Genomic DNA, 13,105 nt, shown 5'->3' with positions numbered 1-13,105 from the left:
GGATGACCGGGTGAGCGTGGCGACCGACATCGGAACCGCGTCGCGGTCGCAGGGGGCGGACGAGGCCCGGCTGTGGGCATCGCTGGCGTCGGCGCGCGACGCTGGGTCCTTCTGCCAGGCCTGGCTTGCCCTGCAATGCGCCCGCACGCGCGGGGTAAGCGCCGGACTGATCCTGCTCGAGGGCACCGGCGGCGCCTTCGCCCCCGCGGCGGGATGGCCCGCCGGCCCGCAGGAGCACCCCCATCTGCGCAAGGTCGCCGAGGCGACGCTCGCGAACGGACAGGTGGTGGTCGAAGGCGATGCGGACGATCCCGACACGATGGGCATCGGCTATCCGATCGCCGCCGACGGGCGGGTGATGGGCGCGGTGCTGCTCGCCGTGACGGGGCTGACCTCGCCGCAGATGCAGTTGCTGCTGCGCGAACTCCACTGGGGCGTCGGCTGGATTCACTCGCTGGTCTGGCAGCACCGCTCCGCCGGCGATGAAGGGCGTACGGAGGCGGCGACCGCGGCGATGGACGTGCTTGCGGCGATGCAGGAGCATGACACGCTGGCCGAGGCGGAACTGGCGCTGTGCAACGCGGCGACGATCACCCTCGACGCCGACCGCGTGTCGCTGGGGCTGGTGCAGGGCGACCGCGTCAAGCTGTCCGCCATGTCGCACGGTGCGTGGTTCCGCAAACGGTCGGACGTCGCCGAGGCGCTCGAAGCTGCGATGGACGAGGCGATGGACCAGGACATGCTGCTGTCGGTCCCGCTGGTGCGTGAAGGCGATCCGATCCTGTTGCAGCAGGACCGCCTGCTCGCGCTCGCGGGCAAGGGCGCGGTCGCCAGCGTGCCGATGACCGACCGCGGACTGCCGGTCGGGGTGCTGACGATCGAGCGCGCGGTCGATGCCGAGCCGTTTGATGCCCGCGACCTGCTGCTCGCCGAAACGATCGCGGCGCTAGTGGCGCCGGGGATCGCGCTGCGGCGGCGCGAGGAAAGATGGATCGGCGGCCGCGTCCGGCGGCACGGGATGGATGGCGCGCGCGCGCTGTTCGGCCCGCGCCGTCCGCTGGCTAAGGCGCTGGGGATCGGCGCGCTGCTGCTGCTGCTGATCCTGTTCGTTCCGTTCGCCCAGTTTCAGGTGCGCGCCGACGCCGAACTCGAAGGCCAGGTGCAGCGCGCGGCTTCGGCGCCCTTTTCCGGCTTCATCGCGCGGTCGCAGGCGCGCGCCGGGGACGTCGTGCGCGCGGGACAGGTGCTTGCGACGCTCGACGACCGCGACCTGATCGTCGACCGCGCCCGCGCGCTCGGCGAGGTGCAGCAGTTCGACCGCCGCTACCGCGAGGCGCTGGCCAAGCATGAGCGCGCCGACATGAGCCTGGCCGGCGCGCAGCTTCGCCAGGCGGAGGCGAGCCTGCGCCTGATCGAATACAAGCTCGCGCGCACGCGCATCGTCGCGCCGCTGTCGGGCGTGCTGGTGTCGGGCGACCTCAGCCAGAAGGTCGGGACGCCGGTCGAGGAGGGCGACGTGCTGTTCGAGGTCGCGCCGCTCGGCAGCTTCCGTGTCGTGCTGAACGTCGCCGAGGAGGATGTGAATTATCTGCGCCCCGGGCAGCAGGGTCGCTTCGCGCCGACGGGGCTCGCGGGCGAGACGGTGCCCTTCACGGTCAGGCGGATCACGTCGGTCACGGCCAACGTCGATGGCGAGAATGTGTTCCGCGTCGAGGCGGAGCTGGCGGGCGACCGCCGCGCGGTGCTGCGCCCGGGCATGGAAGGCGTCGCCAAGGTGAAGATCGACCGGCGCAGCAACGCCTGGATCTGGACGCGCGGCCTGCGCGAATGGCTGCGGCTGTTCTTCTGGAAGTGGCTGCCTTAGAATATGATGCGCTCCGCCACCTCCGTTCGTGTCGAGCGAAGTCGAGACACCCATCAGGACAGCGCCACGCCGATGGGTGTCTCGACTTCGCTCGACACGAACGGGTTTCCGAGTCTGCCTCGACACATCCGGTCAGGGTAAGCGCGCGATGGCCAATCCCTTTGAAAGCGCCTCCTGGTTCCAGGTCGCCCGGCTGAAGCCCCGGCTGAAGACGCATGTGCGCGTCCGGCGCCACCGCTATCGCGGCACGGTGCAATATGTGCTCGACGACGGCGCCGCCGGCAAGGCGCACCGGCTGACGAAAGGCGCGTGGCGCTTCGTCGGGCGGCTCGACGGCGAGCGGACGGTCGAGCAATTGTGGGAGCGGCTGGTCGAGGAACTGGGCGAGGACGCGCCGACGCAGGACGACGTCATCACGGCGCTCGGCCAGCTGCACGGGTCCGACCTGCTGTCCACCGACATGCTTCCCGATACCGGCGAGCTTATCAAGCGACAGAGGAAGCAGCGGCGGCAACTGCTGATGCAGAATCTGAAAAGCCCGATGTCGCTGCGGATTCCGCTGGTCGATCCCGATGCCTTCCTGACCCGCGCCATGCCGTGGGTGCGGCCGCTGTTCGGCTGGGCCGGGCTGGCGCTGTGGCTCGCCGTGGTCGGCGCGGCGCTGCTGGTCGTCGGCACCCACTGGCAGGAACTGCCGACCAATATCATCGACCGGGTGCTGTCGACCGACAATCTGCTGATCATGGCGGTCTGTTATCCGCTGGTGAAGACGATCCACGAACTCGGCCACGGCTTCGCCGCCAAGGCATGGGGGCGCGAGGTGCGCGAGATGGGCGTGATGCTGCTCGTGCTCTTTCCGGTCCCCTATGTCGACGCGTCGGCGGCGAACGCCTTGCCGAACAAGTGGCAGCGGGCGCTGGTCGGCGCCGCCGGGATGGTGTCCGAACTGTTCGTCGCCGCGATTGCCGCGCTGCTGTGGGTCATGCTGGAGCCCGGGCTCGCGCGCAGTTTCGCCTATAACGTCATGCTGATCGCCGGCATCTCGACCGTGCTGGTCAACGGCAATCCACTGCTGCGCTTCGACGGCTATTATATCCTCGCCGACCTGCTCGAAATCCCCAACCTCGGCTCGCGCGCCAATCGCTACTGGGGCGATCTGGTCAACCGGCATGTCTTTCGCACCCACGACATGCCGCCGTTCGACGCGACGCCGGGCGAGAAACGCTGGTTCCTCGTCTACGCCCCGGCGGCCTTCGTCGCGCGCATGGTGATGCTGTTCGGCATCGCGCTGATCGTTGCGTCGCGTTTTTTCCTGATCGGCGTCCTGATCGCGCTGTGGACGCTGTGGACCGGGGTCGGCCTGCCGCTGTGGAAGATGGGGGCGCATGTCGTCAGCAGCCCGCAGCTCCACCGCAACCGGGGCTTCGCGATGCGGCTGACGGGCGGCGCGGTGGCGGCGGCGCTGCTGATCCTGTTCGTCATTCCGGCGCCGCACCACGTCAACGCGCAGGGGGTGGTGTGGCTGCCCGACCAGGCGCATGTGCGCGCCGCGACCGGCGGCTTCATCACCCGCGTCGCCGTGAGCGAGGGGAGCCTCGTCCGCCCCGGACAGTTGCTGATCGAGACCAGCCAGCCGACGCTGGAGACCGACGTCGCGCGGCTCGACTGGCGGCGGCGCGAGCTGCAGGCGGCGGCCGATGCCGAGCTGGGCGGCGACCGCGTCAAGCGCCAGATCGGCCAGTTCGCGATCGACGAGGCCGAACAGAAGCTGGCGATCCAGCGCGAGCGCTATGGCGAGCTTCGCCTGCTCGCGGGGGCGGAGGGGCGGTTCGTCACCGCGCTGGCGCCCGCGTCGGACCTGCCGGGGCGGCATGTTCGCCAGGGCGAACTGATCGGCTATGTCACCCCCGGACAGGCGGAGGTGGTGCGCGTCGCGGTGTCGCAGGACGACATCGACCTTGTCCGCCGCGAACTCGTCCGCGTCCGCTACCGCATCGCCGCGCTGCCCGGCGCGACGCACGAAGGGCGCGTGGTGCGCGAGGTGCCCGGCGGCACGCGCGACCTGCCGAGCGAGGCGCTGGCGCTGGGCAAGGGCGGCACCATTCCCACCGACCCGACCGATCCGAACGGGCGCAAGGCGCTGGGCCGCATCTTCCTGTTCGACATCGGCCTGCCGTCCGAACTGCGGCAGGTGCCGTTCGGGACGCGCGTCCATGTCCGCTTCCAGCTCGGCTGGGAACCGATCGGCTGGCAGGTCGCGCGGCGGCTGCGCCAGTTGCTGTTGTCGCGGTTCAATGCCTGAGCTTGCCGCCTTTCGCGCATCGGCGCGCGCGCTGTGGCGCGAGGTGCGCAGCGACGCGCGCCCGGTCATCGCGCCCTATCCCGAGCGCGGCCCCGCGCCGTCGTGGAAATGGGATCGCCCCGTCGACCTGCTCGTCGGCCGCGCGCTGGCGGGCGAGCGGCCCGCCATGCTCGCGCGGGCGGAGGCGATCGCGGAGGCGGCGGAGGCGCTCTGCCCACTGGATGACGCGGACCTCGACGCGCGCTGCGCCGCGCTGCGCGTCAGGCTGATGCGTCATGGACTTTCCGACCCGGCGTTGATCGATCAATGCTTTGCGCTGATCCGCGAGGTGACGGGGCGGATGCTGGGGATGCGGCATTTTCCCGTGCAGCTGATGGGCGGTCTGGTGATGGTCGAGGGCGGCCTTGCCGAAATGGCGACGGGGGAGGGCAAGACGATCACCGCGCTGCTGCCCGCCATCACCGGGGCGATGGCAGGGATGCCGGTGCATGTGTTCACGGTGAACGACTATCTCGCGGAGCGCGACGCCGCCAAGCTGCGCCCCGTCTACGAACGCTTCGGGCTCAGCCTGGGGGTGGTGATCCACGGGCAGGAGACGCCCGAGCGCCGCGCCGCCTATCGCGCCGACGTCGTCTATGGCACCAACAAGGAAATCACCTTCGACTATCTGCGCGACCAGACCGCGCTGGGGCCGAAGCGCGGCGCGGCGCGGCGGGTGATGCGCGACCTGTTCGGCGACCGCGCCCGCGAACCGCTGATCATGCGCGGCCTCTATTTCGCCGTGGTCGACGAGGCCGATTCGATCTTCATCGACGAGGCGCGCACGCCGCTGATCCTGTCGGCCGAGATGCCGGCGAACGACGACGGCCTCTATCTGGCCGCGCTCGAACTGGTGCGCCAACTGGAGGAGGGGCGCCATTACCGCATCCGCGAGGCCGACCGCGCGGTCGAACTGACCGAGCGCGGCCACCGCGTCGTCGCCGAGCTGTCCGAAGGTCTGCCGCAGACGCGCTGGCGGATTCGGCAGGCGCGCGAGCAGATCGCGTCACAGGCGATCGCGGCACTGCGCCTCTATCAACGCGACCGCGACTATATCGTCGCCGAGGACAAGGTGCAGATCGTCGATGAATCGACCGGCCGCGTGATGGCCGACCGGTCGTGGGAGGGCGGGCTGCACCAGTTGATCGAGGCGAAGGAGGAGGTCGAGCTGTCGGGCACGCGCAACACGATGGCGCGCATCACCTATCAGCGTTTCTTCCGCCGCTATCTGCGCCTGTCGGGGATGAGCGGGACGGTGAAGGAAACCGCGCCCGAACTGTGGGCCGACTATGGGCTGAAGGTCACGGTCGTGCCGCGCAACCGCCCCAATCTGCGCCGCGATCGCGGGCACCAGCTCCATGCCGACGCCGCCTCGAAATGGGCCGCGGTGGCGGAGGCGGTGCGCACGGTGCGCGAGGAGGAAGGGCAGCGGCCGATCCTCGTCGGGACGCGCTCGGTCGGGGATTCCGAGGCGGTCGCCGCCGCGCTCGACCGCGTCGGCATCGCCTGCCGCATCCTCAACGCGCGGCAGGACGCCGAAGAGGCGGAGATCGTCGCGGCGGCGGGCCGGATCGGCGCGGTGACGGTCGCGACCAACATGGCCGGACGCGGTACCGATATCGAACTGTCGAAGGAGGCGCACGCGGCGGGCGGGCTGCACGTCATCCTGACCGCCTTTCACGAAACCCCGCGCATCGACCGCCAGCTCGAAGGGCGCGCCGGGCGGCAGGGCGATCCCGGCAGCACGCAGGCGATCACCGCCATCGACGACGAGCTTTACGCGCTGTTCGCCCCGCGCGCCGCACGGGCGCTGAAAGCGTCGGCAAAAGCCTGGCCGATAGAGGGGCGTCCCGCGAACCTGCTGCGCCGCTGGGCGCAGGGCGCGGCCGAGCGGCGTCATGCCGCGTCGCGCCGCCAGACCGAATTGTCCGAGGAACGGCTGCAAAAGACCATGGCGTTCAGCGGCACGGCGTAGGGGCGAGTCCTGAAGATCGCTCCACCCTTTTTCCGTTTGTGCTGAGCTTGTCGAAGCACCGTCCTTCTTTTGCGGCGTAAAAGGAAAAGAACGGCCCTTCGACAAGCTCAGGGCAAACGGTGCAGATTTAAGACGCGGCGCTCTGGCAATCGGAAGGCTTCCCGCAGGCGTCAGGGCGTCTTGATGACGGCATCCTGCGCCGGCGTCGCAGCCGTTCCGGTCGCGACCGGCTGTGGAATCGGCGAATCGGCCTCGAACAGCGAGACGCGATCGCGCACATCGTCGTAATGGACCATCGGATCGTAGAGCAGCGAGGTTTCGAAATCGAGGTGGCGCGCCTCGGCCCGGCCCATCGCGGCGAGCAGGGCAAAGCCGGCGACATAGGCATCGCGCTCGGCCGTCACCAGCGTGACCTCGGCATTCAGCAGTTCCTGATCGGCGTTGAGCTGGTCGAGCAGGGGACGCAGGCCGTTCTTCACTTCGGCGCGGATTCCGACCAACGCCCGCTCGTTGGCGCGCACGCCGCTGCGCGCCGCGTCGATGACCCGGCTGGTCGATCGCCAGTTGGCGAAGGCGGAGCGCGTTTCCGCCACCGCGTCGCGCTCGGCGGCGGCGATCTGCTCGACCGTCACGCCGTATTTCTGCCGCGCCTGCCGCGCCTGCGCCGCGACGCGGCCACCCTGATAGAGCGGCATCTTCAACTGTACGCCGACATAGCCGGTCGTTCCCTGATCGCGGTTGCGCGGTCCGGTGTTCGGCGCCAGCGACCCCAGATAATCATAGCGGTTGAGCCCGCCGATCGCGCTGACGCGCGGCAGATTCTCGGCATCGGCGACATCGATATCGTGTCTTGCGGCGCGATTTTCGGCCTGCGCCGCGAGCAGCGCGGCGTTGTTGTCGAGCGCGACGCGCACCGCTTCCTCCGACGTCGCCGGGAATTGCGGCAGCGGCGGGGGCGGGGCGAGGTCGCCCGGCGGGTTGCCGACGAGGCGGATATAATTCTCCCGGCTCGCGATCAGCCGCGCTTCGGCGGTTTCGAGCTGGCTGATGGCGAGCGCGACGCGCGCTTCCGCCTGCGCGACATCGGTCGGTCCGGCGTCGCCGACGTCGAAGCGGTCGCGCGTCTGGGCCAGCGTATAGTCGATCACCAACCTGTTGCGCTGGTTGAGGCGCACCGTCGCTTCGTCGCGGATGACGTCCATATAGGCCGCGACGACGCGGGTGAAGAGGTCCGATTCGGTGCTGCGCAGGCCGTGGCGGCTGGCGTCGCTGCGGGCTTCGGCCGACCGCACCGAATTGCGGACGGCACCGAAGCTGATCAGCGGGACGTTCATGTTGAGCTGTCCGACGAGCTGGCGATCGGGGTCGGAGGTGAAGAGATTACCGGTCTGATCGCCCTTCAGGACATTTTCCTGATAGACCGCAGAGGCTTCGAGCGTCGGCCGGCCAGCGGCGCGCGCGATCGGGACATTCTCGTCGCCCGCGCGCACCTGTGCGCGCTGCGCGGTCAGCGTCGGGTTCGAATGATAGGCGGCCTCCAGCGCCTCGTGCAGCGTTTCGGCCTGCGCGACCCCCGAAGCGAGCAGCATCGCGGCGCCCCCCAGCAGTGCCATTTTTCGCATCATCGCTCGAATCTCCTATTCTCGCTGGCTTGCCCCCGCGCCGTCATGTGCGCGGTGACGCCTTTCCGCCGATTTCAAGCCGGCAACGAAGCCCGGCGGGTAGCTTGTTGCCCGGATTGGGAAGCTCCAGCCGCATCCCGAAGGTGCCGCTGGCTGCGTCGAACACGCGGTCGATCACCTTGACCTGCGCCTGATAGGACCCGCCCACCGGGTCCTCGGGGAACACCGTCACCATGTCGCCGACGTGCACCGCGCCGAGTTGCGCGATCGGGGCGAACACCTCGACGTTGAGCGGGTTGATCTGGGCGATCGTCAGGATGTGCGACGTGCTCGGTCCGCGATATTCGCCCGGCGCCATCGCGCGCTCGACGACGACGCCATTGACCGGGCTGCGGACGGTCTTTTCGGTCAGGACGCGCTGGGTGCGGACATATTCGAGCTGGGCGACGCGCTGGTCCTGCGCCGCGGCGCGGCGCTCCTCCGCCGCGGCATCGGCGTTGGCCTTTGCCTCCTCCACCTTGTCACGGGCGAGGTGGGTGCGGATCTCGTCGCTGCGGCGGCTGACCGAAGCGAGGTAGCCGGCGCGGGCGTCGGCGGCGCGCACCGCATGCGCATTGGCGGCGCGGGCCTCCGCGGCGGCGGCGCTCGCGCGGTCGACATCGGCGCGGAGGCGGGCGACGACCTGCCCCTTGCCGACATTGTCGCCGCGGTCGACGTAGATTGCCTCGATCACGCCCTCGACACCGCTGTTGACCCGCACGACGCGGCTCGGTTCGATCAGGCAGTCGTTGGGGCGGGAGCTGTCCAGGCCGGGCGGCGCCACCGCGTCGGCCGGCGGTGCAGCGGCGAGCGGCTGAACGGCGGGCATCGCGGGCTGGGCGGCGGGCTGAGCCGCCGGGCGACTATCGGCACTGCTGTCCGCCAGCGCCAGATACAGGCCACCCGCCACGGCCAGAACAGCGGCGCTGGCGACGAATATGCGCTTTCGATCGGTCACGCGCCCACGGTCCCCCCAATAGTCCCGGCATTCCGCGTCGGCATCCGCCATGCGGCCCGTTCGCCCTCGTCTTGGTTAGCGGCGAACCGGTGGAATTCGGATCACGGCGGCGGACGAATTTCCGACGGGCGCCCGAAAACGGGATTCGCGGCAAAAGCAGGGGGTTGCGCGATGATGCATTGCAATATTACCCTGACCGAAAGGTCGGGTCGCAGAGCGTTGGGGGGATTCGGCTCGTGGAAAGTTCACAGACCAGATTGCTGCTGCGGAACTGGCGCGATGGCGTCGCCGATGGGCGCGATCAACTGATCGGGAAACTCTATCCCGAACTGGAACAGATCGCGGCCGCACGGTTGCGGCGCGAACAGAATTCGTCGCTTTCGACCGGCGACCTGATCAACGACGCGGTGCTGCGGCTCGTCCAGATGGAGCGCATCTCGCTGGCCGACAAGTCGCATTTCATCGCGCTCGCGTCGCGGATGATGCGCCATATCCTGATCGACCACGCGCGCCTGCGGTCCTCGTCGAAGCGCAGCCATCGCAAGGTGGAATTGTCGACGCAGATCGAGGACGGCCCGCGCCGCATCGACCTCGGTGCGCTCGACGCGGCGCTGATGCGCTTGCGGGTGCTGGACGAGGAACTGATGGAGATCGTCGAGATGCGCTATTTCGGCGGCATGACGACGGCCGATATCGCCGAGGTGATGGGCGTGTCGGAACCGACTGTGAAGCGGCGATGGCAGGTGGCGCGGGCCTGGCTGGCCGACGCGCTCGCCAATCCGATCGACCCCGACTGACCGTGCCGTCCCACGGGGCGGCGATGCCGGGTCAGCGGAGCGGGCCGAAATCGGACGCGGGTCGCCCCGCCGCGCACTTCGCCAGATTGGCGCGCAGCCCCGGCAGGAACTCGGCATAGAAGCCGAGCAGCGTGCCGCGTTTCTGAAGGTCCGCGAAGTCGCGCTCGGCCTGCCGCCATGAATCGCACGCCAGCGCCCGGTCGCCGGCATCGCGCCCGATGATCCCAAGGATGATATGCGAAAAACCGTGCGCGCTCAGCGTGTTCGCCGACCGCTTCACCGCCAGCAGCTTCCGGTGTCCGGCGATCACCTCGCGCTGGGTGGCGATCGCTTCGGCGAAGCGGCCCCTGTCGCGCAGCCACTGCGCCTGCGCCTCGCGGATGCCGGTCGACATGGTGATCAGGCCATTGTCGCGGGTCTCGATCGCCATCAGCCGATCGATCGTCGTCTGCGCCAGCTCGATGAAATGAGCGGCCTCTTCCTTCTTGCCGAGGCGCGAGGCGACCGGAAAGCCGTTATAACCGGTCCAAGCGATCATGTAGAGGACGATGGGGTCGTTCGGCAGCGCGCGCTCGAGATCGCGAAACCTTTGTTCTGCGGCGTGGAACAGCGGCAGGCTTCGTTCCATCGTCTTGTCGTCGAACGACAGCGCATAGGCGCGGTAATAGTCGGCATAGGCGCGGTCGAGTTCGGCGGCGCGCGAGGTCTGCGCGTCGGCGGGCCATTCGCCGACCTCCTTTTCCAGATCCTGCGCGAGCGCGCCGACGCGGTCCATCCTGTCGGCGAGGTCGGCGAGTTCGATCTGCGCCTTGCGGACGGTGCTGCGCGCCTCGAACCAGCCGCGGTCGCGTTTCGCCGCAGGCGTCCGGTCGAGGGCGCGGGTCGCTTCGGCGATCGCCTTGTCGGCGGCCTTGTCGTCGAGAAAGCCGTGCGCCTCGATCACCGCGCGATGGGCGTACAGTCGCGCCAAGGCATTGGCGGTCGGCGCGCCCGGATCGCGAACGGCGCGCAGCAGCCGTTCCGCCGCGGCCAGATTGGCCCGCGCCTGTTCCTTCTCCCCGAAATTGGGTTCGCCGGGAACACCCTGGATGCGTGCGAGCTTGATGAATCCCTCGGCCGCTTCCAGCCGCAGCTCATCCTCGATGCCCGGCGACGCGGCCAGCGCGGACAGATAGGTCTGCGCCTTCTGCGCCAGATCGACGCGTGCCTCGGTGTTGCCGACGACGCGTTCGAGCCGGTCGTTGAGATCGAAGAGCATGTAGCGCGCGAGATCGCGAAGCTGGCCGAAGCGCGTCGCTTCGGCCGCGCGTGCGCGATCCGCGACCGAATAGGCGTATCCCGTCGCGGCAAACGCGCCCGCGATCAACAGCGCGGCGGCGGTGGCGGCGAACACGCCGAAGCGGTGACGCTGGACAAACTTGCGCAGGACATAGGCCCGCCCGCCGTCCATCGCCGCGACGGGCAGGTTCGCGTCCCAGGCCTCGACGTCGGCGCGCAGCGCCTCCGCCGTGGGATAGCGCCGCCCCGGTTCCTCCGCCGTCGCGCGCGCGACGATGGCGCGCAATTCGGGGGCGCGCAATTCGGGCGCACGCAATTCGGGGTCGTCGCCTTCGGGCATCATCCGGGCCAGCAGCCGGCCGAGCGAGAAGATGTCGGCGGCGGTGGTGACCTCGGCGCCCGTCATGCGCTCCGGCGCGGCATAGCCCGGCGTCAGGCTCAGGCTGTCGAGCGACGACCGGCCGGTGGTTGCGGCCGGGCCGGGTCCCGCCAGCGCGTCGGCGGGCCGCGCGATGCCGAAATCGATCAGCTTGACCGTTCCGTCGTGGGTGACGAGCACATTCGAAGGCGTCAGGTCGCGGTGGACGATCAGATTCTGGTGCGCGACGCCGACCGCGGCGCAGATGTCGCGGAATAGCCGCCGACGCTCGGCCGGGCTCGCCCGATGTTCGTCGATCCACTGCAACAGTGGCAGGCCGTCGACATATTCCATGACGATATAGGGCGACCCGTTCTCGGTCGCACCGCCGTCATAGAGCTGGGCGATATTGGGATGGCGCAGCCGCGCCAGCGTCTGGCGTTCGCGCTCGAAGCGTTCGACCAGATTCGCGGAAAGCAGCCCCGGCTTGATGATCTTGATCGCCGTTTCGTGGACGAAATCGCCCGCCGCGCGCTCGCCGCGATAAACCGAACCCATGCCGCCGCGCCCGATGCGCGCGACGATGCGATAGGCGCCGATGCGCTCGGGAATTTCCTCGTCCTCCAGTGCATCCGTTGCCGCTCCGGTCTGGAGCATCGCATTGTCCGCGGCGCGGCGGATCGCCCTCAGCCGGCTCGCCAGTTCGGGCCGGTTTTCGGTCTGCGCTTCGATCCACGCGTCGCGTTCCGTTTCCTCGATGTCGAGCATCCGTTCGAACAGCTTCAGCGCCTCGCGCTCCAGCCTGACGTCGGTCATGGCCGCCCGCCGCGTATCGAGCCGGTCGCCATTCTCCCCAACCGAGCTTCCCCCATCACATCCCCCTTGCGACCGCTTATGGTTCATCATTCGCGGCCCGCTGCCAAGAGCGGGCGGGCACCCTCTGCCCTGTAAAGCGAAATCCGGCGCGAAATGGGATCGCGGTGCGGTCGATGCGGGTGGCCGGACGTGCCGCGATATGGAGGAAGCATCGCGGCCTGTTGAATTTTCCGCAAAGAAGGCCATGTTGCGCGCCATGCATGTCTCCCTGTCCCTGAGGCGCTCGGCGCATCACGCCGGTCGGCTGCTCGAAGGCTAGCCGCCCCGGACCCGCATTGCGGCGGGCCCGGGGGTTTTCGAGACATGCGGCATGACTCGCGCCCGTGGGCCGCTCGCCGCTCAGCGCTTTGGAGATCGATGTGGATGGACCTGCGGAACAGCAAGCGCTGTTCTCGCGCCTGCTGTGCGAAGCCGCGCAGCGGGCGGAGCAAATATTGGCTTCCGCTGAGGAGGCGTCCCGGATGCGGGCGGTTGCGGACGATGGATACAGCGCGATCGAGCGGCTCGAGCATTCGCCGCTCGCCGACGACCAGATGCTCGCGCTGGCCTTGCGCCTGTCCGATCGGCGCACGCCGGGCGAGCCGATGGAGGCCGTGCTCGACCGACATTTCCGTGTCGACGCTTCGCCCGTAGCGCAGGAGGCGCAGCGCCGCGCCGTCTGGCGCGCCGTCGACGCGAACGGCCTGCCGATCGAACGCGGGTCGCACGCGGTGGCGAACCTCGAACGCCGCCTGGCGGGCCGGGAGGGCGATCTCGACCGTGCGTTGCGTCGCCATGCCGCGCTCTATTCCAGCCTTTGGTGCGACCCGCGCATCGGTGCGAGCGCATCGGCTCGCCGGGTGATGCTCGCGATGGTCAGCCTGCTTCACGAGCGCGAGGCGACGCCCCGTTTCGTTCCGCGCGGCGGGCGGCGGACCATATGATCCCAATGCCCGCGACGACGCGGATGCGCCGCCGGTCCGGATGACCGCCCCTTTGGCCGCGCGCCATCGCGGCC

At 69.3% G+C, this 13,105-nt stretch carries 8 protein-coding genes; 5 read left to right on the top strand and 3 right to left on the bottom strand.

Features of this window, described 5'->3' with window-relative positions; genetic code table 11:
- The first annotated feature begins 10 nt into the window (after positions 1-10).
- The 3 genes from SGRAN_RS14660 (at position 11) to SGRAN_RS14650 (ending at position 6,180) form a co-directional block, all read left to right on the top strand.
- On the top strand, positions 11-1,864 hold the full coding sequence (locus tag SGRAN_RS14660) for an HlyD family efflux transporter periplasmic adaptor subunit (protein WP_237233526.1): 1,854 nt from the start codon (positions 11-13) through the stop codon (positions 1,862-1,864).
- A gap of 148 nt (positions 1,865-2,012) precedes the next feature.
- Complete coding sequence (locus SGRAN_RS14655; protein ID WP_067184825.1) at positions 2,013-4,166, top strand: site-2 protease family protein; 2,154 nt, start codon at positions 2,013-2,015, stop codon at positions 4,164-4,166.
- Positions 4,159-6,180, top strand: a complete 2,022-nt coding sequence (locus SGRAN_RS14650) for a preprotein translocase subunit SecA (RefSeq protein WP_067184822.1) — start codon at positions 4,159-4,161, stop codon at positions 6,178-6,180. Before SGRAN_RS14655 ends, SGRAN_RS14650 begins: the two co-directional genes overlap by 8 nt.
- Positions 6,181-6,350: 170 nt before the next feature.
- Here SGRAN_RS14650 and SGRAN_RS14645 read toward each other — a convergent pair whose 3' ends face one another.
- Together SGRAN_RS14645 and SGRAN_RS14640 are read right to left on the bottom strand one after the other, a co-directional pair.
- Positions 6,351-7,793 carry a TolC family outer membrane protein gene (locus SGRAN_RS14645; protein ID WP_237233525.1) on the bottom strand — a complete coding sequence of 481 codons (1,443 nt, stop codon included), beginning with the start codon at positions 7,791-7,793 and terminating at the stop codon, positions 6,351-6,353.
- 52 nt (positions 7,794-7,845) lie between these two features.
- Positions 7,846-8,799 (bottom strand): efflux RND transporter periplasmic adaptor subunit, encoded by a 954-nt coding sequence (locus SGRAN_RS14640; protein WP_237233524.1) that lies wholly within the window; start codon positions 8,797-8,799, stop codon positions 7,846-7,848.
- 236 nt (positions 8,800-9,035) lie between these two features.
- Here SGRAN_RS14640 and SGRAN_RS14635 point away from each other — a divergent pair, with 236 nt between their 5' ends.
- Entirely contained in the window at positions 9,036-9,596 is a 561-nt protein-coding gene (locus tag SGRAN_RS14635; RefSeq protein ID WP_067112272.1) for an ECF-type sigma factor, read from the top strand.
- A gap of 31 nt (positions 9,597-9,627) precedes the next feature.
- Here the strand turns inward: SGRAN_RS14635 and SGRAN_RS14630 are convergent, their stop codons facing one another.
- Positions 9,628-12,048 (bottom strand): serine/threonine-protein kinase, encoded by a 2,421-nt coding sequence (locus tag SGRAN_RS14630; RefSeq protein WP_067184817.1) that lies wholly within the window; start codon positions 12,046-12,048, stop codon positions 9,628-9,630.
- A gap of 419 nt (positions 12,049-12,467) precedes the next feature.
- On the opposite strand from SGRAN_RS14630, the gene SGRAN_RS14625 reads away from it, so the two are divergent.
- Entirely contained in the window at positions 12,468-13,031 is a 564-nt protein-coding gene (locus tag SGRAN_RS14625) for a hypothetical protein (RefSeq protein ID WP_148650886.1), read from the top strand.
- Positions 13,032-13,105 lie beyond the last annotated feature (74 nt).

The organism is Sphingopyxis granuli (genome assembly GCF_001559015.1).
Classification (GTDB): Bacteria; Pseudomonadota; Alphaproteobacteria; order Sphingomonadales; family Sphingomonadaceae; genus Sphingopyxis; species Sphingopyxis granuli.
Note: the sequence above shows the minus strand (reverse complement) of the source record. Positions and strands in the feature narration are given on the sequence as shown.

Coding starts and splice junctions, on each gene's coding strand:
- SGRAN_RS14645 (WP_237233525.1), bottom strand. CDS start 7,793: ATGGCACTGCTGGGGGGCGCCGCGATGCTGCTCGCTTCGGGGGTCGCG.
- SGRAN_RS14655 (WP_067184825.1), top strand. CDS start 2,013: ATGGCCAATCCCTTTGAAAGCGCCTCCTGGTTCCAGGTCGCCCGGCTG.
- SGRAN_RS14630 (WP_067184817.1), bottom strand. CDS start 12,048: ATGACCGACGTCAGGCTGGAGCGCGAGGCGCTGAAGCTGTTCGAACGG.
- SGRAN_RS14650 (WP_067184822.1), top strand. CDS start 4,159: ATGCCTGAGCTTGCCGCCTTTCGCGCATCGGCGCGCGCGCTGTGGCGC.